Annotated in this window: 27 protein-coding genes; 17 read left to right on the forward strand and 10 right to left on the reverse strand. The window is 38.0% G+C overall.

Translation table 11 applies throughout. The annotated features are described in order from the left end of the window. The first annotated feature begins 266 nt into the window (after positions 1 to 266). The 8 genes from sapA (at position 267) to gstA (ending at position 8,311) form a co-directional block, all read left to right on the forward strand. Complete coding sequence (sapA, locus tag ABN212_RS06630) at positions 267 to 1,952, forward strand: ABC transporter substrate-binding protein SapA (RefSeq protein WP_198632641.1); 1,686 nt, start codon at positions 267 to 269, stop codon at positions 1,950 to 1,952. 3 nt (positions 1,953 to 1,955) lie between these two features. Next, on the forward strand, positions 1,956 to 2,921 hold the full coding sequence (gene sapB, locus ABN212_RS06635) for a putrescine export ABC transporter permease SapB (RefSeq protein WP_088496042.1): 966 nt from the start codon (positions 1,956 to 1,958) through the stop codon (positions 2,919 to 2,921). Further along, positions 2,908 to 3,801, forward strand: a complete 894-nt coding sequence (sapC, locus tag ABN212_RS06640) for a putrescine export ABC transporter permease SapC (RefSeq protein ID WP_023582324.1) — start codon at positions 2,908 to 2,910, stop codon at positions 3,799 to 3,801. The genes sapB and sapC overlap by 14 nt, the downstream gene beginning before the upstream one ends. After that, positions 3,801 to 4,802: a putrescine export ABC transporter ATP-binding protein SapD gene (gene sapD / locus ABN212_RS06645; RefSeq protein WP_088495738.1), complete on the forward strand. Its 1,002-nt coding sequence runs from the start codon at positions 3,801 to 3,803 to the stop codon at positions 4,800 to 4,802. Before sapC ends, sapD begins: the two co-directional genes overlap by 1 nt. Continuing rightward, positions 4,792 to 5,601 carry a putrescine export ABC transporter ATP-binding protein SapF gene (sapF, locus tag ABN212_RS06650; RefSeq protein ID WP_023582326.1) on the forward strand — a complete coding sequence of 270 codons (810 nt, stop codon included), beginning with the start codon at positions 4,792 to 4,794 and terminating at the stop codon, positions 5,599 to 5,601. The genes sapD and sapF overlap by 11 nt, the downstream gene beginning before the upstream one ends. A 207-nt stretch (positions 5,602 to 5,808) precedes the next feature. Continuing rightward, positions 5,809 to 6,597 (forward strand): enoyl-ACP reductase FabI, encoded by a 789-nt coding sequence (gene fabI, locus ABN212_RS06655; protein ID WP_072067955.1) that lies wholly within the window; start codon positions 5,809 to 5,811, stop codon positions 6,595 to 6,597. 184 nt (positions 6,598 to 6,781) lie between these two features. Beyond that, on the forward strand, positions 6,782 to 7,486 hold the full coding sequence (locus ABN212_RS06660) for a DUF3592 domain-containing protein (protein ID WP_198629829.1): 705 nt from the start codon (positions 6,782 to 6,784) through the stop codon (positions 7,484 to 7,486). 213 nt (positions 7,487 to 7,699) lie between these two features. After that, positions 7,700 to 8,311: a glutathione transferase GstA gene (gstA, locus tag ABN212_RS06665; RefSeq protein WP_198619591.1), complete on the forward strand. Its 612-nt coding sequence runs from the start codon at positions 7,700 to 7,702 to the stop codon at positions 8,309 to 8,311. Positions 8,312 to 8,402: 91 nt separating this feature from the next. Here gstA and pdxY read toward each other — a convergent pair whose 3' ends face one another. From pdxY to anmK, 4 genes are all read right to left on the reverse strand, one after another. Then, a complete protein-coding gene (gene pdxY, locus ABN212_RS06670; RefSeq protein WP_198619592.1) occupies positions 8,403 to 9,272 on the reverse strand; it encodes a pyridoxal kinase PdxY in 870 nt (289 codons plus the stop codon). Positions 9,273 to 9,394: 122 nt separating this feature from the next. Next, complete coding sequence (gene tyrS / locus ABN212_RS06675; RefSeq protein WP_036913193.1) at positions 9,395 to 10,669, reverse strand: tyrosine--tRNA ligase; 1,275 nt, start codon at positions 10,667 to 10,669, stop codon at positions 9,395 to 9,397. A gap of 131 nt (positions 10,670 to 10,800) precedes the next feature. Further along, positions 10,801 to 11,454 (reverse strand): pyridoxamine 5'-phosphate oxidase, encoded by a 654-nt coding sequence (gene pdxH, locus ABN212_RS06680; RefSeq protein ID WP_109372409.1) that lies wholly within the window; start codon positions 11,452 to 11,454, stop codon positions 10,801 to 10,803. A 43-nt stretch (positions 11,455 to 11,497) separates the two neighbouring features. Beyond that, positions 11,498 to 12,610 carry an anhydro-N-acetylmuramic acid kinase gene (gene anmK, locus ABN212_RS06685; RefSeq protein ID WP_198619593.1) on the reverse strand — a complete coding sequence of 371 codons (1,113 nt, stop codon included), beginning with the start codon at positions 12,608 to 12,610 and terminating at the stop codon, positions 11,498 to 11,500. Positions 12,611 to 12,831: 221 nt separating this feature from the next. Here anmK and ABN212_RS06690 point away from each other — a divergent pair, with 221 nt between their 5' ends. Further along, positions 12,832 to 13,299: a glycine zipper 2TM domain-containing protein gene (locus ABN212_RS06690; protein WP_075672187.1), complete on the forward strand. Its 468-nt coding sequence runs from the start codon at positions 12,832 to 12,834 to the stop codon at positions 13,297 to 13,299. Positions 13,300 to 13,609: 310 nt separating this feature from the next. Here ABN212_RS06690 and slyA read toward each other — a convergent pair whose 3' ends face one another. Beyond that, a complete protein-coding gene (gene slyA, locus ABN212_RS06695) occupies positions 13,610 to 14,038 on the reverse strand; it encodes a transcriptional regulator SlyA (RefSeq protein WP_196533262.1) in 429 nt (142 codons plus the stop codon). Positions 14,039 to 14,489: 451 nt separating this feature from the next. Next, the gene (locus ABN212_RS06700; RefSeq protein ID WP_198619594.1) at positions 14,490 to 14,729 is read right to left on the reverse strand and encodes a DUF1289 domain-containing protein; all 240 of its coding nucleotides are present in this window, start codon (positions 14,727 to 14,729) and stop codon (positions 14,490 to 14,492) included. A 185-nt stretch (positions 14,730 to 14,914) separates the two neighbouring features. Here ABN212_RS06700 and gloA point away from each other — a divergent pair, with 185 nt between their 5' ends. Further along, entirely contained in the window at positions 14,915 to 15,322 is a 408-nt protein-coding gene (gene gloA, locus ABN212_RS06705; protein ID WP_198619595.1) for a lactoylglutathione lyase, read from the forward strand. Between the two features lie 95 nt (positions 15,323 to 15,417). Further along, complete coding sequence (gene rnt / locus ABN212_RS06710) at positions 15,418 to 16,056, forward strand: ribonuclease T (protein ID WP_075673239.1); 639 nt, start codon at positions 15,418 to 15,420, stop codon at positions 16,054 to 16,056. 121 nt (positions 16,057 to 16,177) lie between these two features. On the opposite strand, the gene ABN212_RS06715 is transcribed toward rnt, so the two are convergent. Further along, positions 16,178 to 16,519, reverse strand: coding sequence for a Grx4 family monothiol glutaredoxin (locus ABN212_RS06715; RefSeq protein ID WP_006537039.1), 342 nt, complete (start codon positions 16,517 to 16,519; stop codon positions 16,178 to 16,180). 458 nt (positions 16,520 to 16,977) lie between these two features. On the opposite strand from ABN212_RS06715, the gene ABN212_RS06720 reads away from it, so the two are divergent. After that, positions 16,978 to 17,793, forward strand: a complete 816-nt coding sequence (locus tag ABN212_RS06720) for a sulfite exporter TauE/SafE family protein (protein WP_109372413.1) — start codon at positions 16,978 to 16,980, stop codon at positions 17,791 to 17,793. A 284-nt stretch (positions 17,794 to 18,077) separates the two neighbouring features. Continuing rightward, the gene (gene sodB / locus ABN212_RS06725) at positions 18,078 to 18,656 is read left to right on the forward strand and encodes a superoxide dismutase [Fe] (protein WP_109372414.1); all 579 of its coding nucleotides are present in this window, start codon (positions 18,078 to 18,080) and stop codon (positions 18,654 to 18,656) included. A gap of 137 nt (positions 18,657 to 18,793) precedes the next feature. On the opposite strand, the gene ABN212_RS18865 is transcribed toward sodB, so the two are convergent. Further along, on the reverse strand, positions 18,794 to 18,877 hold the full coding sequence (locus tag ABN212_RS18865) for a YnhF family membrane protein (RefSeq protein ID WP_103004765.1): 84 nt from the start codon (positions 18,875 to 18,877) through the stop codon (positions 18,794 to 18,796). A 268-nt stretch (positions 18,878 to 19,145) separates the two neighbouring features. Between ABN212_RS18865 and purR the strand changes: the two genes are divergently transcribed. Continuing rightward, positions 19,146 to 20,171: an HTH-type transcriptional repressor PurR gene (gene purR, locus ABN212_RS06730; protein WP_198619596.1), complete on the forward strand. Its 1,026-nt coding sequence runs from the start codon at positions 19,146 to 19,148 to the stop codon at positions 20,169 to 20,171. A gap of 26 nt (positions 20,172 to 20,197) precedes the next feature. On the opposite strand, the gene punR is transcribed toward purR, so the two are convergent. Then, positions 20,198 to 21,100 (reverse strand): DNA-binding transcriptional activator PunR, encoded by a 903-nt coding sequence (gene punR, locus ABN212_RS06735; protein ID WP_088495752.1) that lies wholly within the window; start codon positions 21,098 to 21,100, stop codon positions 20,198 to 20,200. A 118-nt stretch (positions 21,101 to 21,218) separates the two neighbouring features. On the opposite strand from punR, the gene punC reads away from it, so the two are divergent. Both punC and cfa read left to right on the forward strand, forming a co-directional pair. After that, positions 21,219 to 22,436 carry a purine nucleoside transporter PunC gene (gene punC, locus ABN212_RS06740; protein ID WP_349443022.1) on the forward strand — a complete coding sequence of 406 codons (1,218 nt, stop codon included), beginning with the start codon at positions 21,219 to 21,221 and terminating at the stop codon, positions 22,434 to 22,436. A 303-nt stretch (positions 22,437 to 22,739) separates the two neighbouring features. Next, entirely contained in the window at positions 22,740 to 23,894 is a 1,155-nt protein-coding gene (gene cfa, locus ABN212_RS06745; protein ID WP_198629826.1) for a cyclopropane fatty acyl phospholipid synthase, read from the forward strand. 86 nt (positions 23,895 to 23,980) lie between these two features. Here cfa and ABN212_RS06750 read toward each other — a convergent pair whose 3' ends face one another. After that, complete coding sequence (locus ABN212_RS06750; protein ID WP_196533266.1) at positions 23,981 to 24,652, reverse strand: riboflavin synthase subunit alpha; 672 nt, start codon at positions 24,650 to 24,652, stop codon at positions 23,981 to 23,983. Positions 24,653 to 24,965: 313 nt separating this feature from the next. Here ABN212_RS06750 and ABN212_RS06755 point away from each other — a divergent pair, with 313 nt between their 5' ends. Beyond that, the gene (locus ABN212_RS06755) at positions 24,966 to 26,339 is read left to right on the forward strand and encodes an MATE family efflux transporter (RefSeq protein WP_160230322.1); all 1,374 of its coding nucleotides are present in this window, start codon (positions 24,966 to 24,968) and stop codon (positions 26,337 to 26,339) included. Positions 26,340 to 26,490: the final 151 nt, after the last annotated feature.

Below are 26,490 nucleotides of genomic sequence, written 5' to 3' on the forward strand. Positions count from 1 at the left end.
TGCCAAGGGGGAGGCGTAAACAATAGGCAAAAAAAAAGCCAGCACCCGAGCTGGCTAGTAAAAAATACTGGAAGCAATGTGAGCAATGTCGTGCCCTCTGCGGAAAACCTCTTACCGCTGAAGGACAATACGGATGATAATCTTTATCATTAGCATTTGTAAAGCATTTTATTGAGAATTTTTCTCACTTTGTTTTTTTGACTATTTGGGGATAGAAAGTTTTTTAAGTTACAATAGCAAAATCGTTTCTCTAAAAGACATTATTTATGCGCCCTATTTTATTTATTGGTACTTTGCTACTCACCTTTACAAGCGTAACTTGTATTGCGGATGTAGCACCAAAAACACAAGCACCATCTATAACGCTTGAGCCAACTCCAATTAATCAAAATGGCTTTGTTTACTGTGTTGATGGCAGTGTAAATACCTTTAATCCACAACTATCAAGTAGTGGATTAATTATTGATCCTCTAGCTGCACAGCTCTATGACCGTCTTTTAGATGTCGACCCATACACTTATCGCCTGATCCCTGAAATTGCAGCTCGATGGGAAACATTAGATAACGGCGCGACATACCGCTTTTATTTACGTAAAAATGTCTCCTTTCAACAAACATCTTGGTTCACACCAACACGTAAACTTACCGCTGATGATGTTATTTTTAGTTTTGAAAGGATGATCAATCCACAAAATCCTTTCAATCAAATTAATGGCGGGAAATACCCCTATTTTGACAGCTTAAGTTTTGCCAATAATATCCAATCGATAAAAAGACTAGGTCAATACACGGTAGAATTTAGCTTAAAAGAGCCTGACGCCTCCTTTCTATGGCATTTAGCAACACATTACGCCCCTATTCTTTCTGCCGAATACGCCCAAAATTTAGAAAAATCAGGCGATCAAACACAGCTTGATTGGAAACCAGTAGGAACAGGCCCTTTCTTTTTAGATGAATATCAACCAGGGCAATTCGTTCGTTTATTTAGAAATAAAGATTACTGGAAAGGCCAACCCAAAATGCAACAGATTGTTATTGATATGGGTGCAGGTGGTACAGGCCGTATATCTAAATTACTCACTGGTGAATGTGATGTTTTAGCCTATCCTGCCGCAAGCCAATTAAAAGTCTTACGTGACGATCCACGACTAAGATTAACGTTGCGTTCTGGTATGAATATCGCTTATTTAGCCTTTAACACCAGCAAACCACCCCTAAATGATCTTAAAGTTCGTCAAGCTATTGCTTATGCCATTAACAACGAACGTTTAATGGAATCTATTTATTATGGTACGGCAGAAACGGCAGCATCAGTGCTTCCTCGCGCATCTTGGGCTTATGATAACCGAGCAAAAATTACAGAATATAATCCTGAGAAATCGAAACAAATTCTTAAAGAGCTAGGCCTTGATGGGCTGAAATTAAATCTTTGGGTACCTAGCGCCTCACAATCTTATAATCCAAGCCCATTAAAAATGGCGGAACTTATTCAAGCAGACTTAGCGCAAGTGGGTATTCAAATGAGCATTCGTCCTATTGAAGGACGATATCAAGAAACGAGTATGATGGATCGCACCCATGATATGACCTTATCTGGTTGGTCAACTGACAGTAACGATCCTGATAGTTTTTTCCGTCCTCTCTTTAGCTGTGCAGCCATTGGCTCACAAACTAACTTAAGTCATTGGTGTTTACCTAGCTTTGATGATATTTTGAAAAAAGCGCTTTATAGTCAGCAACTTGCTTCAAGAATGGATTATTATCATGAAGCTCAAGATATTCTTGCTCAAGAGTTACCAGTGTTGCCTTTAGCAAACTCTTTACGTATGCAAGCATATCGTTATGATATTAAAGGATTGGTATTGAGTACTTTTGGTAATGCGTCTTTTGCTGGTGTTTATCGAGAGGCAGAAGTAGACGAACAAAATCACAAGAAAGAGGCTGTAAAATAATCCATGATTATTTATTCAATACGTCGATTGCTTTTATTGCTTGTGACACTGTTCTTTTTGTCGCTAGTGAGCTTTAGCCTAAGTTATTACACACCAAATGCCCCGTTAAGTGGTGCATCACTCACCGATGCCTACTTTTTTTATGCCCATAATATGATCCATTTTGATTTTGGTATTTCCTCTATCAATGGTGAACCTATCAAAGCGCAATTGGTAGAGGCACTTCCAGCGACCATGGAGCTTTGTACATTAGCTTTTCTTTTTGCCCTTATTGTAGGTATTCCTGCTGGTATTATTGCGGGAGTTTGGCGTAATAAATCCGCCGATATTATTATCAGTAACTTCGCGCTTTTAGGTTTTTCTGTGCCAGTATTTGGACTTGCATTGCTGCTAACGCTTTTCTTCTCACTAAAATTGGGTTGGCTACCTGTTTCAGGCCGTATTGATTTGCTTTATAACTTACAACCTATTACAGGCATTGCATTAGTGGATGCGTGGTTATCTGATTCACCTTATCGTCAACAAATGATCATTAATGTATTACAGCATTTAATTTTACCTGTAATAACTCTGGCTATTGCACCAACAACCGAAGTTATTCGATTAATGCGAAACAGTACGGAAGAAATTATGTCAGAGAACTACGTGAAAGCAGCCGCAACTCGAGGTCTTTCACGTTTTACAATTATTCGTCGCCATATTCTTCATAATGCTTTACCCCCAATCATCCCTAAATTAGGCTTACAGTTCTCCACCATGCTTACGCTAACTATGGTAACAGAAATTGTATTTAACTGGCCGGGGCTTGGTCGTTGGTTGGTTACAGCAATCCGTCAACAAGATTACTCTGCTATTTCAGCTGGCGTAATGTTGGTGGGTTCAATGGTCATTATTGTCAACGTTTTATCAGATATTGTGGGCGCAATGAGCAACCCAATGAAACACAAGGTGGGATATGCCTTTAGATAGCCAATTTTATAAAGAGAAAAAAACACCCACACCCGCTGCGGTGATTTGGCAATGTTTTTCTAAAGACGTTATCTCAATGGTAGGGTTTTATGGCGTTCTTTTTCTCTTAGTGCTCAGTATTATAGGCCCTTATATTGCGCCTTATGCACTCGACCAACAATTTTTTGGCCATCAACTCACTCCGCCATCTTGGTATCAAAACGGCAATGTCTCTTATTTCTTTGGTACAGATGATTTAGGACGTGATGTATTCAGCCGAATTTTAATTGGTACAAGCATGACCTTTGGTGGTGCATTTATTGTTACTTTTGCAGCGACACTGATGGGATTAATTATCGGTTGTTTTGCAGGTATGACTCATGGCTTAAAATCCGCTATTCTCAATCATATATTAGATACCCTGTTATCAATTCCATCCCTACTGCTTGCTATTATTGTTGTAGCTTTTGTTGGAACAAGCCTTGGTCATGCGATGATAGCGATTTGGCTGGCGCTGTTACCTCGTTTAGTCAGAATGATTTATTCTGCGGTTAATGATGAATTAAACAAAGAGTATGTTATTGCTTCTCGACTTGATGGTGCATCGAACATTTCCATTTTATGGTATACCGTACTGCCTAATATTACGCCTGTATTAGTTTCTGAATTAACACGCGCTTTCTCAATTGCTATTCTTGATATTACAGCATTAGGTTTTCTCAATTTAGGTGCCCAACTTCCTTCACCAGAATGGGGAGCGATGTTAGGTGATTCGTTAGAGTTAATATATGTTGCTCCTTGGACAGTCTTAATTCCGGGCGCCACAATTATGATAAGCGTTTTACTGGTGAACCTTTTAGGTGATGGTTTACAGCGTGCAATAAATGAGGGAGTTGAATAATGCCTTTATTAGATATACGCAATTTAACCATTGAATTTATGACACCCGATGGCCCAGTAAAAGCGGTAGATCGTGTTTCTATAACCTTAAATGAAGGTGAAGTGAGAGGTCTTGTTGGTGAATCAGGGTCGGGTAAAAGCTTAATTGCAAAAGCGATTTGTGGCGTTACAAAAGATAATATCAGTGTGACAGCCGATCGCTTTCGTTTTGATGATATCGACTTACTTAAATTATCACCAAGAGCTAGACGCCGTGTCATTGGTCATAATGTCTCAATGATTTTCCAAGAGCCACAATCTTGTCTTGATCCTGCTACAAAAATTGAACAGCAACTTATACAGGCAATTCCTGGTTGGACTTTTAAAGGCCATTGGTGGCAACGCTTTCATTGGCGAAAACGTCGCGCAATTGAACTATTACACCGTGTAGGTATTAAAGATCACAAAGACATTATGCGCAGTTATCCTTATGAATTAACTGAGGGTGAATGCCAAAAGGTGATGATTGCCATTGCTATTGCAAATCAGCCTCGATTGCTGATTGCGGATGAACCGACTAACGCTATGGAGCCAGCAACACAAACCCAAATCTTTCGTTTACTGACTCGACTTAATCAAAATAACAATATGACCATTTTGTTGATTAGCCATGATTTGCAATGGATGAGCAAATTGGCGAATAAAATTACGGTTATGTATTGTGGTCAAACCGTTGAAACGGCATCCCCTGACGAGTTATTAGTGACACCTTATCATCCTTATACTCAGGCTTTGATCCGCTCTATTCCCGATTTTACCAACTCATTGGCACATAAGAGCCGTTTAAATACATTACCCGGCGCAATCCCCTCTCTTGAGCATTTACCTGTGGGATGTCGCTTAGGGCCTCGCTGCCCTTATGCGCAGCGACAATGTATTGAAGCACCTCGGTTACGTTTATTTAAAAACCATGCCGTGGCTTGTCATTTTCCGTTAAATGTGGAGCCAACTGATGTTCGATAAGCTGCTTGAGGTGAAAAATCTATCAAAAACATTTCGCTATCGTACCGGATTATTTCGGCGTCAGCAGTTAGAAGCCGTAAAACCTGTGAGTTTTACGCTAGAACCCAAGCAAACTTTAGCTATTATTGGTGCTAATGGTTCGGGAAAATCTACACTAGCGAGAATGTTATCAGGAGTGACAGAGCCTACGGGTGGCGATATTTTTATTAATGGGCATCAACTGACTTTTGGTGATTACCCTTATCGTAGTCAGCGAATTAGAATGATATTTCAAGATCCCACCAACTCATTAAACCCGCGCCAGCGTATTGGTCAAACATTAGAGATCCCTTTACGCCTGAATACAGACTTAAGTGCGATTGAGCGTGAAAAACGAATTTATCAAACATTACGCCAAGTGGGTCTTTTACCTGAACATGCAAACTATTATCCTCATATGTTTGCATCAGGTCAGCGTCAACGAATTGCGCTTGCACGAGCATTGATATTACAACCTCAAGTCATTATTGCCGATGAGGCAATAGCTTCGCTGGATATGTCTTTACGCTCACAAATAATAAACTTGATGTTAGAACTGCAAGAAACCCATGATATTGCCTATATTTATGTGACACAAAACTTAGGCATGACAAAACATATTAGCGATAAAATCATAGTGATGGATAATGGCGAAGTCGTTGAACGTGGTAATACAGCAGAAGTCCTTGCGTCACCATTACATGAAGTTACTCGAAGATTGGTAGCAAGTCACTTTGGTGAAGCCTTAACAGCAGAAGCTTGGCGTCAAGATTTGACTTAAGTGTAAACAATATAAGCATAATGTTGATTGTACATTATTTCACCCTTTTCCCTTAACTCCTCGGAGGTGCTAGGGAAATTAAACAAATTTACAAATGTCGTGGTAGAATCAGCCACGTTTATTAACAATAAGCGTGATAACCTAACAGATAAATAAAACTGTGAATGATGTTATTATCGCGATTTACGAAAAAACAAGGATACAGCTATGGGCTTTATGACCGGCAAACGCATTCTTATTACTGGTGTTGCTAGTAAATTATCAATTGCTTATGGTATTGCCAAAGCTATGCGTGACCAAGGTGCAGAACTTGCATTTACTTACCAAAATGAAAAACTGAAACCACGCGTTGAAGAATTTGCAGCATCATTAGACTCAAATATCGTATTAGAGTGTGATGTGTCAAAAGACGAAAGCATCGATACCATGTACGCAGAACTTGCAAAAGTTTGGCCAAAATACGATGGTTTTGTTCACTCTATCGGTTTTGCTCCTGCTGACCAATTAGATGGCGACTACGTTAATGCCGTAACTCGTGAAGGCTTTAAAATTGCTCACGACATCAGTGCATACAGCTTCGTTGCTATGGCGAAAGCAAGCCGTGAAATGCTAAATCCAAATTCAGCTCTATTAACTCTGACTTATTTAGGCGCTGAACGTGCAATCCCTAACTATAACGTTATGGGTCTGGCAAAAGCCTCTTTAGAAGCTAACGTTCGTTATATGGCAAATGCTATGGGTCCTGAAGGTATTCGTGTTAACGGTATCTCAGCAGGTCCGATCCGTACATTAGCGGCATCTGGTATCAAAGATTTCCGAAAAATGTTAAGCCATTGCGAGTCAGTAACTCCTCTGCGTCGTACTGTAACAACGGAAGATGTGGGTAATACAGCCGCATTCTTATGCTCTGACTTATCTGGTGGTATCACAGGTGAAATCATTCACGTAGATGGTGGTTTCAGCATCGCTGCAATGAATGAATTAGAATTAAAATAATTCTATTCTATAAATAAATAAATAGAAGCCAGTCTTACTGTTAAGGCTGGCTTTTTTATTATAACAATGCTGCTATTTATCCTTACTTTTTAATTGATTTTTTTCTTCTATTTTTTAGCTTATTCCTATAATCTTTTTTATACTAGCGATAAAATAATCACCTATTAATAAAAGGACTTAATGTATGAAGAAATTTAGATTTCTGTTTTATATTTTTGCTCTTATTGGTGCAATTATTTTTGTTGTGGCGTTGTTTGTTATTAAATCTGAATTAAATGTAGTAAGAAATGGAATAGAGACAACAGGTGTTGTTATTGACCAAAGTGTGAGTAAATCTTCGGATGATAGAAGTATTTATCACCCTATTATTAGATTTAATACGGAAGATAATAGAGAAATAACGTTTCACTCACCAGAAGGTGGCAATCAATCCCGCTTTTATCTTGGTGAAAAGATTAACGTTATTTATCTTCCAAGTGATCCACAAAGAGCAACAATAAACAATTTTTTAGGCTTATATGGCGCGGGTACTATATTAAGTATTTTTGGATTGGTATTTGCATCAACAGGGCTTATCCCTTTGTATTTTATCAGAAGAAGAGCAACAAGGGATCAACGACTAAAACGTGATGGGATGCCTATCAATGTAAAAATATCCGAAATTATTATTAATAGTCATATTCGTTTTAATCACCGTTCTCCCTATCAAATTATTGCTGATTATCATGATACATTAAACAATCGATTAATTCGTTATAAAAGTGGTTATATCTTTTTTGATCCCACACCTTATATTAATAAAGAGCTTGTTACAGTCTATGTTGATAAACGAAATCCAAAAATCTATTACCTTGATATTTCTTTTTTACCCTCCTTTGAAGAGTCATAATTGAAGACGTCTTATATCCTATTAATATAAGGGGCATTTGTTTTCGTGTATTTTCATCAATTAACTGCCTTGTTCACAGATTTACAAAAGCCTTTTTTATTCGCACCATTTGAGTTTGCTAATTTCTTAGAACCTCTTATCATCTTATATTAGTGAAGATATTCTGATATCTGTAAGTTAATTCACCACCTCATTGATAGGGAGCTATTCAATATGAAATTGTACTACACGCCAGGTAGTTGCTCGCTTTCCCCTCATATCGTTTTACGTGAAACCGGTTTAGACTTTTCAATAGAGCGCATCGACTTACGTGCTAAGAAAACAGAATCGGGGAAAGATTTTCTAACCATCAACCCAAAAGGCCAAGTCCCTGTTCTTCAATTAGATAATGGTGATATTTTGACTGAAGGTGTTGCAATTGTTCAATACCTTGCAGACTTAAAACCAGATAGAAATTTAATTGCACCGCCAAAATCGCTAGAACGTTACCATCAAATTGAGTGGTTAAACTTTCTTGCCAGTGAAGTACATAAAGGCTATAGCCCTCTATTTTCACCAGATACACCTGAAAGCTATGTACCTGTTATTAAAACTAAATTAAAAAGTAAATTTGCTTATATTAATGATGTATTAAGCAAGCAAAAATGTGCATGTGGTGAGCATTTTACGGTTATTGATGCCTATTTATTTACATTAAGCCAATGGGCACCGCATGTGGGTTTAGATTTAACTGACTTAACACATCTGCAAGATTACCTAAAACGCATTGCACAACGACCTAATGTGCATAGCGCACTGGTCACTGAAGGGTTAATTAAAGAGTGAGTTAAAACGTAATAAAAAATAAACTTAATACAATAAAAAAGCGGACGTAATATTCATATCCGCTTTTTCTTTTCTTAGGATTTTGTGTGGTTTAATCTATCTGTGTTGCGCAGAATCTGTGTGTTGGATGCACCATTTGATCTTGAGCAGCAACGAGTTGCAGTTCGTACTCATTCATCTCTTTCGTTTTTAGCATCACTTCATAAACTGCCGCGGCAACGTGTTCTAATGCAGTTTGTAATTCAACACCTTTAAGTAAATCCACTAGCATTAAACCACTGGTTAAATCACCGACACCCACAGGTTGACGCTCACCAAAATCAACTAATGGACGGCTCACATGCCAACTATGTTCTGCGGTAACTAGCAGCATTTCAAAACGATCATGACGATATCCAGCGCGTGATAAGTGTTTTACTAATACAACCTTTGGACCTTGTTTACACAATTCACGGGCAGCATTGACACACTCATCAACATTATGAAGGGCTTTGCCACCACTTAATGTTTCAAGTTCTAACAAATTAGGCGCAATGATATCGCTGATAGGTAACGCTTCTTCACACAGTACACCAGATACTTCTGGCGGCACGATACACCCTTTTTCAGGATGTCCCATTACAGGATCACAAAAATACCATGCGTTAGGATTCGCTTGTTTTACTTTTTTAACGATATCAACAATGCGCAAACCTTGTTCAGCCGATCCCAAATAACCACTTAGTACTGCATCACATTGTGAAAGTTTACCAATTGCGGCAATACCATCAACAATCTCAGTAATATGTTCTGCTGACATGACGCAGCCAGTCCATTTTTCTGGATATTGTGTGTGATTTGAAAATTGCACTGTATTTAGAGGCCAAACATTTACCCCCATACGACGCATTGGAAACTCAGAGGCGCTGTTACCTGCATGACCGAAAACAACATGTGACTGAATAGAGAGTATATTTTTCATGACATAAACCGATTATTGTGAATACACACAACACCCAAGCTTTATCATCATAGGCGAGGTATATACGTTTATTTATTGTTATTAAGAAAAAGGGCAACTCATCGGCTGCCCTTTACTGTCAATTATTTCCAGATAACGAGGCAGTAATGTTTTTTACCGCGACGCAAAATAGAATAATGACCAAATAAGAAATCTTTTTCTTCAAAGACGTATTCAGGATTGTCTTGTTTTTCACCATTAATTGAAACTGCGTTAGAGCCAATCATTGTACGAGCCTGACCGCGAGAAGGAACTAATTCTGCGTTAACCAGTGCTTGTTGCAAATCACTGCCTTTTTCTAACTCAATTGTTGGCATACCATCTTGTGCTAATTGTTCAAGGTCAGCTTGTGTTAAGTCTGCAATTGCACCAGAGAATAAGCTTTCTGTAATACGTTTAGCAGCGATTAAACCTTCTTCACCATGAACTAAACCAGTGACTAGTTCTGCTAATACACGTTGAGCACGAGGCGCTTGACCGCTATTTTTATCTTCTTCTTCAAGTGCATTAATTTCTTCAATGCTCATAAATGTGAAGAATTTTAAGAAGCGATAAACGTCAGCATCTGCTGTATTGATCCAGAACTGGTAGAATTTGTATGGGCTTGTTTTCTTAGGATCTAACCAAACCGCACCGCCTTCTGTCTTACCGAATTTAGTTCCATCAGATTTAGTAATTAATGGTACAGTCATACCAAATACTTGTTTCTGATTGAAACGACGGGTTAAATCGATACCTGAAGTGATATTACCCCACTGATCAGAGCCACCGATTTGTAATTCAACACCTAAATGCGTATTTAATGACGCAAAGTCATAAGCTTGTAATAGGTTATAGGCGAATTCAGTAAAAGAGATACCCACGTCGTCACGGTTTAAACGTTGTTTAACCGCTTCTTTGTTGATCATTTGGTTCACAGAGAAGTGTTTACCGATATCACGCAGGAATGTCAGCACATCCATTTGACCAAACCAGTCATAGTTGTTTGCTAATTCCGCACTGTTTTCACCACTGTTGAAATCTAAGAAAGGTGACACTTGTTTACGAATTTTTTCTACCCATTCGTGAACAGTATCTTGGGTATTCAGTTTGCGCTCAGTGGCTTTAAAACTAGGATCACCAATTAGACCCGTTGCACCACCCACCAACGCCACAGGCTTATGCCCGGCTAGTTGGAATCGTTTTAAACACAGCAAAGGAACCAAATGCCCCAAGTGCAGGCTATCAGCGGTAGGATCGAAGCCACAATAGAGAGCGATAGGACCTTGCTCCAAACGCTCTACTAAAGCTGCCTCATCCGTGACCTGAGCGATTAGCCCACGCTCCTGCAATTGTGTGATTAGGTTCTTGCTAGACATCAATGACTCCATCGGTTTATTGTTTTTTGTCTATTAAAATATAAGTGAAACACAAGTGGTATAGCATAAAGCGCCACTACATTAAGTACCAGTAGAAAAAGACTTTTTGAGGCAAATTTATTAACACAGCATTAAGGTGCTAATCGCTCAATGTCCCATCCTTGTGGTGATTTTTGGTAGATAAAGCGATCGTGTAGACGATTTTCTCGTCCTTGCCAAAATTCAACAGAATCAAATGTCACACGATATCCACCCCAGAAACTCGGTAATGGCACTTCTCCATTTTGGAATTTCTGTTTTAATTCCAGAAATTTACTTTCTAATACGCCTCTTGCGGAAATGCGAGAAGACTGTTGAGAAGCCCACGCTGCAATTTGACTATCTTTAGGACGACTATGAAAATATTTAATCACTTCGAGTGAAGAGAGCCTCTCTGCTTTACCTAAAAAGCAAACTTGTCTTTCCAAGGGATACCAAGGAAACAACAGACTGATTTTTTGATTATGCTCTAAATGACTGGCTTTGCGGCTACCCAAATTGGTATAGAACACGAGCCCTTTTTCATCAAAGTGTTTTAATAACACGATACGTTGATAGGGTTGTCCATTTTCATCAACTGTGGCGACACACATGGCAGTAGGATCGCTTAAACGTGCTTCACAAGCCTGTTTTAGCCACTTTTCGAACAAGACTAATGGCTCTTCTGTTAATTCATGACGTCGTAATCCGCCTTTCATATATTCACGGCGTAAATCTGCAACATCAATAAAATCAAGTTCTGTCATTTTTCACTCTCTCTTTTGAGAAACTGCGTTCAGCATATCACGCTTAACGAGGATTTGTAGGGTAAATCGCCCCTAAAACGGTTTCTCTTGATGCCCCTGTTACAGAAGGCAAATTCCCTGATTCATTTGCGATAGTTCGAGCGGCTAACCAAGCAAATGCCAACGCTTCCATATCATCGCCACTTAAACCATATTTATCCGTTGTTGCGACTTCTGTACCTGGTAATAATGAAGCTAAACGATGCATAATTTGCCCATTTCTCGCCCCACCACCACAAACGAGTAAACGTTCACATCCACCGTTTAATTGGATCTGTTGCACAATACTTATCGCGGTTAATTCAACTAAAGTGGCTTGTACATCTTCAGGAAAAACATTCGGTACTCTTGCTAAATGGTAATTTAGCCATTGTGTATTAAAATATTCTCGCCCTGTACTTTTAGGTGCTGAACGCGAAAAATAAGGATCTGAAAGCATATCTTTCAATAAAGTTGCGTTTACAGTGCCAGTAGCAGCCCATTTACCATTATCATCATAGGGTGTTTGGTTATGGATCCAATTCCAGCTATCTAATAGCATATTTCCGGGTCCTGTATCGTAGCCTTTGACTGCAATACCAGGTAATAACAATGAGATATTGGCAATACCACCAATATTTAAAATAACACGTTTTTCAACAGAGTGTCCTAACACGGCAAGATGAAAAGCGGGTACTAAAGGTGCACCTTGTCCGCCATAAGCAATATCTCTGCGACGAAAATCACCAACTGTCGTAATTCCTGTTAGTGCAGCAACACGGTTGTTGTCACCAATTTGCATAGTAAATGGCATATCACTTTCTGGCTCATGCCAAACGGTTTGTCCATGACATCCTATCGCCGTAATATCACTCGCGCTAAGTTTTACTTTTGCGAGTAACTCTATAATTGCTTGCGCATAAAGTTCGCCCAGTTGGGCATCTAATAGGCCGATTTCATGCAAGGTAGTAGGTTGTCCTTGGCAAACAGCTAAAATTCGTTGGCGTAGTTTTTGTGGATAAGGCAGAAAGTGATTTTCTTGTTGTGCTACGAACTTATTATTGATTGCAGCTAATACAACATCAACACCATCTAAGCTTGTGCCAGACATCACGCCAATGTACCGCCCTGCTATCATGTTCTTTTCCTTATAATCAAGATGATGCAAATTTTTAACATATAATGTTATATTCTCTCTTTTCAGAAATCTCTTCTGTTTTTACGATCGGCCTTTACTATATAGTAAGCTATATATTATTAAAATCAGTGTCGACATACGCAAAAAACGAGCTATAACTGATACTAGATAACATTGGTATAATCTGAATAATTTACCTCAGATTTTCTTTAGGAGTGACTATGTTTAAGCATTTACTTATTGGTCTTTTTACAATGACTGTACTTACTGGTTGTGTGAATACAAATTCACTATCTGGTGACACTTATACCGCAAGCCAAGCAAAACAAGCTCAAAATATTACTTATGGTACAGTGGTTTCTGTGCGTGCAGTAAATATTCAAGCGGGTAGCGATGAGAATATTTTAGGCGCTATCGGTGGTGCCGTTCTTGGTGGTATGCTAGGTAACACTGTGGGGGGTGGTACAGGTCGTAATCTTGCAACAGCCGCGGGTGCAATAGCAGGTGGTATGGCAGGACAACAAGCACAAGGCGCTTTAAATACCACTAAGGGTGTTCAAATTGAAGTTCGTTTAGATAGTGGTAGAACTGTCGCTATCGTTCAAAAAGCAGATAATACTGTTTATAGCCAAGGTCAACGTGTTGCAGTTATTGGCAACGGAAATAACTTAACTGTTTCTCCTCGCTAATGAACAACAAAAAACAGGCAACATTAAAGTTGCCTGTTTTATTTTATGACTCAATAATAAGTAACCTAAAGAGAGAACGAATATATAATCTAGTTATGACAATTAGGATTATATAATGATTTTTGTTATATACTCGTCATATTTCAAATTTCAGTATTGTTGACATCGTTTACTCGCACCAGTGACATATTTTATATATCCCTAGTGACTCATTCACTTGTTATCTAGCTGAACATCAAATTATTTAGAGTATAGTTATCATCATGTCATTAATCTTATTTAAATAGAATATATATTAAATTTGAAATTATTAGTCATTTAACCTATTTATATTTTTTTCTAATTTTTGGATTGTACCTATTAGCCTTTCGATTTCGTCTAGTTGGATACCACCTAATATTTCTCGTCTCGTTTTTTCTATAACAGTATAAACCTCATTAATAAAAGGCTCAGATTCTTTTGTTAATTTTATACGTTTTGCTCTACGATCATTTGCACATGTATGCCGACATATCAGCTTTTTTTCTTCCAGTTGATCTAAGGTTCTCACTAAAGACGGTTGCTCGATCCCTATTGCTTTTGCCAATTGGATTTGTGACTGCTCTGGAGGTAATTGGCTGATATTGTACAAAGTAACCCAGTGGGTTTGGGTTAATTTTAATGGTTTGAGACGATGATCAATTAAAGCACGCCACAATCGAACTAAACGCGCTAAATCAGCTCCTAATGTTGATTCCACTTATCTCTCCTTAATTAGCATTTTCAGTCAACTTATTACAAAGTTTAGATATTCATTTTTAATACAATATTTACCTATTCTTTTTAATTAAAACATTACCTTTAATAACTAATATAGTTATAACCCTATTTATTAGATAAGTAATTATTTTCCAGATATAATTAAAGCTTTTCTTTCTAGCAAAGAAAGTTCATAAAGAATAACCTTGTTATAAAAACTAATCTATATTTTTTTACATAATAATTATTATTATTTTAAATCCAACACTAAAACCAAGAAAAAAACCATTCTTATCAATTGATTGCAAATAAAAATAGAGCAACAACACTTTAAAGTTATAACTTTATATTAATAAAGAAAAAATAATAAACCACATAACTACAATAAATAACAATAATGAATTAAAAAGATAGTTAATTATTATTTTAATATTAAAAAATAAGTAGCACATTTAAAATAAATTGAGTTGATCATTTTCTCTTTCAATTGAAGAACCCAGTTTTTTTAATGTTCTTAAATAACGTTGCTGACAAAGTCGTAATATATTTCTTTTCTCTTGTTGACTCATTATTGACCAATTAAACCGCTCTTGGCGACTGCGATAGCACCCAACGCAATATCCTTGCGCATTCATTTCACAACGCCCAATACAAGGACTAGGAATATCAAAAAATTCTAATTGTTCTTGCATTTGATTTTCCCTCCCTATTGTTTGTTACAATAGAGTATAGTTAATAGAGATATTATCTGCACAACATGATTTATTGAACTGTTAAAGGCGTAGTAAAATTGAACTTTAGGGCTTTAACGCGTTATAGTACTCCGCCATCAGTTTAACTGTAGGGTTTAATCATTAGAAAAACACAAGAGGTTTATATGCGAGTACTTCATACCATGATCCGTGTGGGCGATTTACAACGTTCTATCGACTTTTATACCAAGGTTTTAGGTATGCAACTTCTACGCACTAGCGAGAATGAGGAATATAAATACTCGTTAGCTTTTGTTGGTTATGGTGATGAAAGCACTGGTGCGGTTATCGAATTAACCTATAACTGGGGTGTAAACAGCTACGAAATGGGAACCGCTTTTGGGCATGTGGCATTAGGTGTTGATGATGTTTCCGCAACCTGTGAAGCCATTCGCCAAGCTGGCGGTAATGTTACCCGTGATGCGGGTCCAGTAAAAGGTGGCTCAACAATTATTGCTTTTGTTGAAGATCCTGATGGATATAAAATCGAGCTCATCGAAAACAAAAGTGCAAGTCACGCTCTAGGTAACTAATATTTATTAAAACCAGAAAGATAACATGTGTATCTTTCTGGCCTTACTGATTATCAATTTCCGATATTCTATTTTTATCGGATAAGTACAACTTAATGCCTGATATAAATAATCCCAATAAGCTTTGTAACCGTTTTCGGGGTTACTACCCTGTTGTCATTGATGTTGAAACAGGTGGATTTAATGCGAAAACAGACGGTTTACTTGAAATCGCCGCCATTACACTAAAAATGGATGAGCAAGGTTGGCTAAAACCTGATAACACATTACATTTTCATGTTGAACCCTTTGAAGGGGCTAATTTAGAGCCAGCAGCCTTAGAGTTTACAGGTATTGATCCAACTAATCCTTTACGTGGCGCAGTCAGTGAATATGAAGCCTTTCATGCCATTTTTAAAATGGTACGTAAAGGAATGAAGGATGCAGATTGTAATCGCGCTATTATTGTCGCTCATAATGCAAATTTTGATCACAGCTTTGTGATGGCTGCTGCTGAGCGTGCTGGATTAAAACGTAATCCTTTTCACCCTTTTGCCACCTTTGATACAGCGGCTTTAAGTGGATTGGTATTAGGGCAGACAATTTTGGCTAAAGCCTGCATCACTGCTGGCATTCCCTTTGATAGCAAATTAGCGCACGGTGCATTATACGATACTAATCGCACATCATTACTTTTTTGTGAATTAGTTAACCGTTGGAAAAAGCTTGGTGGATGGCCATTGCCTACACCTTGAAACTATGATTTCGCTGATACATTTATGAATAACAGAAAAAAGCCCGTTCATCATTGAACGGGCTTTTTTATCGAAGATCTCATTATTTTATGCGTTTCAATACCGACACAATAAAAATTAATTACTGTGCTTCTTCTTCACCACGGTATTTATCAGCAGTCTCTTTTAATAACTTCTGTAATTCACCGCGCTGATACATTTCTAAAATAATGTCACATCCACCGACTAATTCACCATCTACCCATAATTGTGGGAAGGTTGGCCAGTGTGCATATTTTGGTAGCTCTGCACGAATATCTGGGTTTTGCAAGATATCAACATACGCAAAACGCTCACCACAAGCAGAAATAGCTTGAACTGCCTGAGCAGAAAAACCACAACTTGGTAATTTTGGTGAACCTTTCATGTATAAAATAATTGGGTTTTCATTGATCTGGCGTTCAATTTTTTCAATAGTCGTCATTTGTAAGTCCTTACAGCCTTTTATATTCGATATGCTTTATAGGGGAAAACATGAAAGAAGAATACCACTTTATATTAGAAACCTCTATATAAGTTTAGTTCTCGATATAAAACAATAAGTTGGTATTAATCTATGAGATTATTGATGAGAAAAAACACAATAAAGCATAAAAAATAAATCAATACGTTACCGATGGTTATGAGTGTGTTTTATCCTATTAGCTCCCCTTTTATTTTTGCAGTTTTTCCTTTCTTAATTTTAAGAGCATTTTTTCTTCACTTGATTTTAAAGTATATGAAGCACTGCTTTATTATTAAATGAAATAACAACGGCTTTAGTTTTACATCAAAATCAATATATTAAATTTCATAATCTATACATTAAGATAAAACGCTACTTTATTAAAAGGATATAATGTATATAAATAAATTTGTTATAAACCTTGATGAGTATTAACTATGGATATGATTTTGCTGTTTCTTTTAGTGGGATGTATCACTGGCTTTTTTGCTGGACTACTTGGCATAGGAGGCGGTGCAATCATTGTTCCGGTAGTTATGTATGTAGTGAGTCAACAAGCTATCCCAACAGATATGGTGATGAAAATTGCCTTATCTACCTCGTTCTCTGTCATTATATTTTCCACAGCATCTTCAGCGTATTCCCATAACAAACATAAAGCCATTTTATGGCAGCAATTTCCTCTATTATCCATCGGCACTATCATTGGTATGCTTGTTGGGACATTTTTGGTACAAAAAATGTCAAACACGATATTGCAAATCGTGTTCTGTATTTTCATGGTATATACCATCTATGGATTATTAACTAAAAAGAAAGAAGCAGAACGCATAGAAAACGTGAAAGATCCTGTTGTTTCAAAACCAGCGTTAACCAGTGGTGGCTCTTTAATTGGCTTTATATCCAGCTTTATCGGTATTGCTGGTGGGACTATCACCATTCCTCTTTTAAGTCATTGGGGATTTAATACACGCAAATGTATTGCAACCTCTTCAATGATTGGTGTCATCATCGCTTCCATAGGCACAATCATGGGTATTATCTATGGTTGGAATCAAACAAATATTGATGACTATTATTTAGGCTTTGTTTACTTACCTGCCTTTATTGGAATAAGCATTACCAGCATTCTCTTCGCCCCTGTCGGTGTAAAAGTTGCTTATCGCCTACCTATTCCAAGAGTTCGCCAAATATTTGCATTATTCCTATTCTTAGTCGTAGTGAAAATGATGTATACACTGATGATAGAGTAAGCAAAAAATGCAACAATCAGAGGATATAGGCTCTGAACAAAGTCAATATTTTACTGCTTTACGAGTTACTCTGTGGGATATACTCTTATGAGTATAATTAATCTATATGGCTTATAACTATAGATAAAAGATATTTAGCTGTTATTTCAGCAGATTTTTGTTAAAATAATTAGCAAAATAGTAACAACTTAGTGATTCATTTGCCTCATTCTATCAATTCAAATGATTTTGATGGAATGATTTCAGGCACAAAACCCGAAATAGATAGTTTAAAGGAGTACGCAATGTCTTTCGAATTACCAAAATTACCTTATGCGTTAGATGCTCTTGAGCCACACATCTCTAAAGAAACTTTAGAATATCACTACGGCAAACACCACCAAACCTACGTAACCAATTTAAATAACCTGGTTAAAGGTACTGATTTAGAAAGCAAATCCTTAGAAGAAATCATCAAATCTACTGATGGTGGTATCTTTAACAATGCAGCTCAAGTATGGAACCACACTTTCTACTGGAACTGCTTAGCACCAAACGCAGGCGGCGCACCAACAGGTAAAGTTGCTGATGCTATCAACAAAGCATTCGGCTCTTTTGAAGAGTTCAAAAAGCAATTTAATGATGCGGCAGCTAAAAACTTCGGTTCAGGTTGGACTTGGTTAGTTAAAAAAGCAGACGGTTCAGTTGCAATTGTTAACACGTCTAATGCTGCTACTCCAGTTTCAGGCGCAGACAAACCTCTGTTAACAGTAGACGTATGGGAACATGCTTACTACATCGACTACCGTAATGCGCGCGTTAAATATTTAGAAGAGTTCTGGGCACTGGTTAACTGGTCATTTGTTGAAGCTAACCTTGCTTAATTGAGCTTGATAATCAAAGGTGAGTGATTGAGATTCATTTTTGGTGACAAAATAACAAAGGGCCTTGAGCCCTTTGTTATATTCAGATATTCGATAATTTATTATTTAAATTGATCGGATATTCTATAAAGCAGTGATTAGAACAACATAGTCGAAAATAAAACAATCATAACAAGCGCTGCTACTGCTGTACTCAAACCAAATTTCAGATCCGTATCCATCTATTTCTCCCTCAAAATGATTATAATACACTTTTTTAACCATAACCTTGTCATGGTTAATTATTATCACATATCAAAATTTGCTAAAATAGCGACTAGTGCACAATTTATAACATTGATTAATACTTTCACTTTTGAGCTAGATCATACAAAATTCACAGCTAATCGCTAAATTATTGCCAGTGTTTGCCCTATGTATGACTATACTGGCAGTTAAACCATAAAATTAGATAAAAGAGACCAATGAAGGTCAGGAGTTTTCCACACCATGGCAACAATAAAAGACGTGGCAAAACGCGCAGGCGTATCAACCACGACTGTTTCTCATGTGATCAACAAAACACGTTTTGTTGCTGAGAACACACGGGCAGCAGTTTGGGCCGCTATAAAAGAATTAAATTATTCGCCTAGTGCCGTTGCGCGTAGTTTAAAAGTCAATCACACCAAATCTATTGGCCTGTTAGCCACGTCCAGTGAAGCTCCTTACTTTGCTGAAGTGATTGAAGCTGTTGAAAATAGTTGTTATAGCAAAGGCTACACACTGATTTTATGTAATTCACATAATAACCTCGATAAACAAAAAGCCTATTTAGCGATGCTGGCACAAAAACGTGTTGATGGGTTATTAGTCATGTGTTCTGAATACCCCGATCACCTTCTGTCACTGTTAGAAGGCTATCGTAATATTCCAATGGTTGTCATGGATTGGGGTAAGGCGCGTGGTGACTTTACCGATACGATTATCGATAATGCTTTTCATGGTGGTTATATTGCGGGTCGTTACCTTATTGAACGTGGTCATCGTGATATTGGTATTATCCCTGGTCCATTAGAACGTAATACCGGTGGTGGTCGCTTACAAGGTTTCTTAAAAGCCATGGAAGAAGCAAAAATCACAGTAAAAGATGAGTGGATTGTACAAGGCGACTTTGAGCCAGAATCTGGTTATAAAGCCATGTATCAGATGTTAAATCAAAAACATCGCCCTACTGCTGTTTTTTGTGGTGGTGATGTGATGGCAATGGGCGCAATTTGTGCCGCTGATGAGCTAGGTTTACGTGTTCCTTTCGATATTTCCATTGTGGGTTACGACAATATTCGTAATGCGCGTTATTTTACGCCAGCATTAACCACAGTCCACCAGCCAAAAGAGCGTTTAGGTCAAATGGCTTTGTCAATGTTGCTTGATCGCATCGTCAATAAACGCGAAGACGCCCAAACAATCGAAGTTCATCCACGATTAGTTGAGCGCCGTTCAGTTGCTGACGGTCCTTTTATTGACTACCGTCGTTAATTCAGATTTATTCGGCTATCTGATTTCTAGCGAAGCCATTCCTCATTTAAGGTTTGGCTATCTCCAAGATAATCTAACAACCATGTCAAAGCGGGTGATTCACTTTTATCGACCCACGTCAGGCAGCATGGGCTGTCTGGCAATGGTTGTGCCAGTTGTAAAGTAACCAGCTTACCTTGTTCAATTAAAGGTTCAGCACGATGCCAAGGCACCATTCCTACGCATAATCCCGCTAACAAACATTCAAGCCCCATATCCCATGTCGGAACAACCATTCTACGCTGATTATTTAGCGCCCAAGTGTCACGCTTTGGTAAACTGCGTGAAGTATCTTCTAAGCATAAACTTGGATAAGGTCGCATCTCATCATCCGTTAATGGATGTTGTGCTTTCGCTAAAGGGTGATCAACATGACAAACACAGCGCCAAGGCATAAATCCCATATCTCTAAAACTATAACGTTCACCAATTGGTGAGGCTCTTGTTGCACCAATCGCTAAATCAACACGACCATTAACTAAGGAGTCCCATACGCCATTGAACACTTCAGGGTAGACATACAGCTCAATATCAGGAAAATGGCGGTAGAAATCGAGAATAAGTTGTTGTGTTCTTTCAGGTTTAACAATGCCATCAACTGCTATACTAAATTGACCACGCCACCCATTAGAAACTTGTTGACAAAGATGTCTAGTGTCATTCATTTTTTTGATAACAGATCGTGCTTCTTTGATGAAAATTTTACCTGCATCGGTTAATTCTACATCACGGTGACGGCGCTCAAACAAAGGAACGGCAAGCCATTCCTCTAATTGCCGAACAGTGTAACTAACGGCGGATGGCACTCTGTGCAATTCTTGAGCAGCGGAGCTAAAACTTCCTGTTCTTGCAACTGCATCAACAACTTCTAAAGAGTATTCTGACCACATAGAGTTTATTCCTTTGAAAATTTTTCACAGCATTAACCAAATATTCCCGTTTCACAAGTAAAATAAGTCTTAGTTACAATACATAAAATGTTCTACATCACATAGCATAGAAAATAAAATGAATTCTAAAACTTCCACACAATCAAAAACACCTATGAGCTTTATGGTGTACCTAGCGGGTTTGAGTATGCTAGGTTACTTAGCTATTGATATGTACTTACCTGCATTTGGTATGATGCAGCGTGAGCTCTCTATCAGCGAAGGTGCTATTAGTAATAGCTTAAGTATCTTTTTATTTGGCTTTGCTGTTGCTCAATTACTTTGGGGACCACTTTCTGACAAAGTCGGTCGTAAACCTATTCTACTTATTGGTTTAAGCCTTTTCTCTTTAGGCTGTCTTGGTATGCTGTGGGTTGAGAGTGCAACTGGCTTACTTGCTATGCGCTTCCTACAAGCTTTCGGCGTCTGCTCTGCGGCTGTTATTTGGCAAGCTCTTGTCATCGACCGTTTTGATGAATCTCGCGCTCAGCACGTTTTTGCTTTAATTATGCCACTGGTTGCATTATCACCAGCACTTGCGCCTTTAATCGGTGCATCATTATTAGATCACGGTGGCTGGCGTATGATTTTCATGGTGTTAATGGCTGTAACATTAGTTCTAATGTTACCGACATTAATGCTAAAAAACATTAAACAAAAATCAGTCACTGATGAAAACCAACCTACCGCTTCATTTACGACTTTACTAAAATCCCCTCTCTACACAGGTAACGTATTGGTTTACGCTTCTTGTAGTGCAGGTTTCTTTGCTTGGTTAGCTGGCTCACCAATCATTCTTGAAAAGATGGGCTACTCTCCACAGGATATCGGTTTAAGTTATATTCCACAAACTGTTGCATTTATGGTGGGTGGTTATGGCTGTCGTATTTTACTGTCAAAAATGGCAGGTAAAACGCTACTGCCACTGTTGTTAATTGGTTATGCTGTCAGTATGACTGCGTTATACCTTGTTGCTAAATTTACTGAGCCAACATTAACGACTATTTTAATTCCATTCTGTATTATGGCTGCAATGAATGGTGCATCTTATCCAATCGCAGTATCTAATGCTTTATCCGCTTACCCTGAAATTAGTGGTAAAGCAGCTGCGTTACAAAATGCACTTCAACTGGGTCTTTGTAGCTTAGCGAGTTTTATTGTGTCCGCATTTATCAGCCAACAACCGCTGATTAACACCACGGCAATTATGGCGTTAACAGCAATTCCAATGGCGGTTGGCTACTTTATTCAGCGCAATAAATCTGTTACCAAGCACACGGTTCAAACCGCAGAATAATCGCCCCCTTATTTTAAGAATTATCTTAAAAAGGCCATTTTATAAAAATGGCCTTTTTCTTTTCTAGAGAAAAACATTCTACGTCTCTATACTTACTCATACGCTGTAATAGCGTTTTATTTATTTTTCTTTCGGATTTTGAGACATTAAACAGATTATTTGCTGATTATGTCAGATTAGTTGTTTTATTAATTCTATTCGTTCAATTCATACTGAACACAATACCATTTTAATACTATCAATCTGTACACATCCTTTCTTAGCTTTATGTTTCAAAACCCGCTTAGTTTACGCGGAGAGTATATGAGTACATCTTGTGTAGAAGAAGGCCGAAAGACCTCCAACGATCCTTATAAAAAGATCGCAACAGAACTGTTAGCTCACGCTGATATTCGAGTTAATGGCTCAGAACCTTATGATATTCAGGTTCATAATCAAAATTTTTATAAAAGAGTATTACAGCAAGGCTCATTAGGTCTCGGCGAAAGTTATATGGATGGTTGGTGGGATTGTGAGCGACTAGATATATTCTTTCATAAAGTTTTACGTGCTGGTCTTGAAAATAAGCTTCCACAAAATCTACGTGATCTTTTCAAGATTGCAACAGCCCGCCTTTTTAATCTGCAAACACAAAAACGCGCATGGATGGTAGGTAAAGAGCATTACGATCTTGGTAATGATCTATTTACCGCCATGCTTGATCCTAATATGCAATATTCCTGTGGTTACTGGAAAAATGCAGATAATTTAGCCCAAGCCCAAGAGCATAAATTAGATTTAATTTGCCGAAAATTAGATTTAAAGCCAGGTATGACCTTATTAGATATTGGTTGTGGCTGGGGTGGACTAGCAGGCTACGCAGCCAAATACTTTGGCGTATCTGTTACGGGTGTCACTATTTCTGTTGAGCAACAAAAACTGGCACAAGCTCGATGCCAAGGACTTGATGTTAATATTATTCTAGAAGACTATCGTGATTTACATGAAAAATTTGATCGCATAGTTTCAGTGGGGATGTTCGAACACGTTGGGCCTAAAAATTATGCAACTTATTTTGATGTAGTTCGTCATAATTTAAAAGAAGATGGTCTGTTTTTATTGCACACCATTGGTTCTAACCGCGATAAAGTGAATGTAGATAGCTGGATAAGCAAATATATCTTTCCTAATGGGTGTTTACCGTCTATTCAAAAAATTGCTCATGCAATGGACAATAAATTTGTGATGGAAGATTGGCATAACTTTGGCGCTGATTACGATAAAACATTAATGGCATGGTATCAGCGTTTTTTAGCGTGTTGGCCAAGTATTGAATCTAACTACACACCGCGTTTTAAACGTATGTTTAGCTATTATCTTAATGCCTGTGCTGGCGCATTTCGTGCCAGAGATATTCAGTTATGGCAAATAGTGCTAAGCCCTAAAGGCCATATTGGCGGTTTACAGATCCCTCGTTAATTATTTTTTTCTAACAAGAGAAAAGCCAGTTTGATTGATAAACTGGCTTTTTCTTTGGTTCTCTTTAAGAACAACAACATTAATCATTAATTGTGTGAAGCTTGTTCTTCATTTTCAATTTGTTGTGTTGCGAATAAAGCTTGTTGCTGTGCTTGTTGTGCCATAACGCGCTCTACTGTATCGACAATCGCTTGAGTTTGAGGATCAAGCTCAATATTGACTTTATCACCAAGGCGCTTACGACCTAATGTCGTTCTATCTCGAGTTTCTGGAATTAAATGGACACAAAAACGGTTATTAACCACATCGCCCACAGTTAAGCTTATTCCATCAATACCAATAAAACCTTTGTGTAAAATATACTTCATTAATGCTTTATCAAAAATACGAAACCATATTTGTAGATTATTTTCTGAGGTAATAATTTTGGCAACTTCAGCCGTTGTTACAATATGACCAGACATCACATGCCCGCCAATTTCATCACCATACTTAGCCGCACGTTCAATATTTACTTCGGAGCCGACTTTTAATTCACCAAGGTTAGTTAAACGTAATGTCTCTTTCACCAAATCAAAGCTAATATGTGTACCTTCAATTTTAGTGACCGTTAAACAGCAACCATTATTTGCAACAGAAGCACCTGTTTCTAAATTGCCGACTAACTCGCTGGGTAATTCAATGATATGGGTACGAAAATCGCCTTTATCTTCGATAGCAATAACCCGCCCTTTTCCCTGAACAATACCTGTAAACATCTTACATCTCCTTGGATCGATAAACTGGTAAACTCAATTTAGGTTTATGCTATTAAGGATAACATAGCTCGTATTAATACAAAGGAACAATTATCGCATTTATTCCTTATCGATTATTGTCGTTAAATATAACGTAAAAACACCTAATAAATTATCAAAATTCTGTGCTTGAAAAGCTAAACTTCTTTCGTTGCTAATTAAACTTTTATCATTAGAATAGGCGGTCTTGAGGATCTCTTTACGTCATTTTAACAATACGACGTTTGTTCTCTTCCTTTCCTTTCGTTTTCTTATAATAAATAAAGGTGTATGCGTGCAGAAGTACATAAGAGAAGCGCGTAGCTTACTTGCTCTCGGTATCCCCGTTATCATCGCGCAATTTTCCCAGACAGCAATGGGTGTGGTTGATACTGTCATGGCGGGTGCTGTAAATGCCACAGAAATGTCGGCAGTGGCAGTAGGTACGTCTATTTGGTTACCAACGATTTTATTAGGCCAAGGCATATTAATGGCATTAACCCCAATCGTTGCACAATTAAATGGTTCAGGACAACGAAAACACATTGCTAATCGTACACAGCAAGGTTTTTGGCTCGCCACTTTCTTATCAATCATGGTAATTGCTATTCTTTATAACAGCCGTTTTATTATTGAAGCGCAACATGATATCGAACCGGAATTAGCCGAAAAGGCCATTGGATTTATTCACGCCATTATGTGGGGTGCGCCAGGTTGCCTTTACTATCAGGTACTAAGAAGCCAATGTGAGGGATTATCTAAAACAAAACCCGGCATGATAATTGGTTTTATTGGCTTATTAATTAATATCCCTGTTAACTATGCGTTTATTTACGGTAAATTTGGCGCACCACAATTAGGGGGTATTGGTTGCGGTGTTGCAACGGCCTCTGTTTTCTGGGCAATGTTCTTAATGATGCGTTATTACGTGCGACGAGCACCGACACAACGTGATGTTATGCCAAAGAAACGTTTAGTAAGTCCTGATTTCCACACGATAAAACGTATTACATTTTTAGGATTACCCGTTGGTTTAGCCTTATTCTTTGAAGTAACACTCTTTGCTGTTGTTGCATTATTAGTTTCACCTTTAGGCGTTACTGCGGTTGCTAGTCATCAAATAGCACTTAACTTTAGTTCCCTGATGTTTATGTTCCCTCTGTCATTGGGAATAGCGGCAACAATCCGTGTTGGTCATAACTTAGGACAACGCTCCACAGAACAAGCCCGCACTTCAGCCATTACAGCACTTGCTGTTGGGCTAATGTTGGCAAGTTGTACTGCGATTTTCTCTATCATCTTTAGAGAAAAAATCGCATTAATGTATAACGATGATATTGAAGTGGTGACATTAGCATCTCATCTTATGTTATTCGCTGCGCTTTATCAGTTATCAGATTCTGTGCAAGTTATTGGCTCAGGTGTATTAAGAGGTTATAAAGATACCCGCTCTATCTTCTTTATTACCTTTATTGCCTACTGGGTAATTGGATTGCCTTCTGGTTATATCTTAGGGCGTACTAATTACGTTGTTGAAGCGATGGGACCTGCTGGTTTCTGGATTGGCTTTATTCTAGGTTTAACTGCCTCAGCAATTATGATGGGTTCCCGTATTTGGTGGATCCAACGCCAATCTGATGAAGTGGTGTTATTACGCTCAGAGCGTTAAAGATAAACAGTTATTTAGGCAAGGGAATGACACAAATATCAACAAATAGCTTTAAATACGAGCAGTTGAATATAAATTTGTGTTTTTCCTCTTGCCAGAATCGAATCATCTCGTTAATATTCGTCCCCGTTGTCACCCAATAGATAATGCG

The sequence above is a fragment of the Proteus genomosp. 6 genome (assembly GCF_040139785.1).
Taxonomy (GTDB): Bacteria; Pseudomonadota; Gammaproteobacteria; order Enterobacterales; family Enterobacteriaceae; genus Proteus.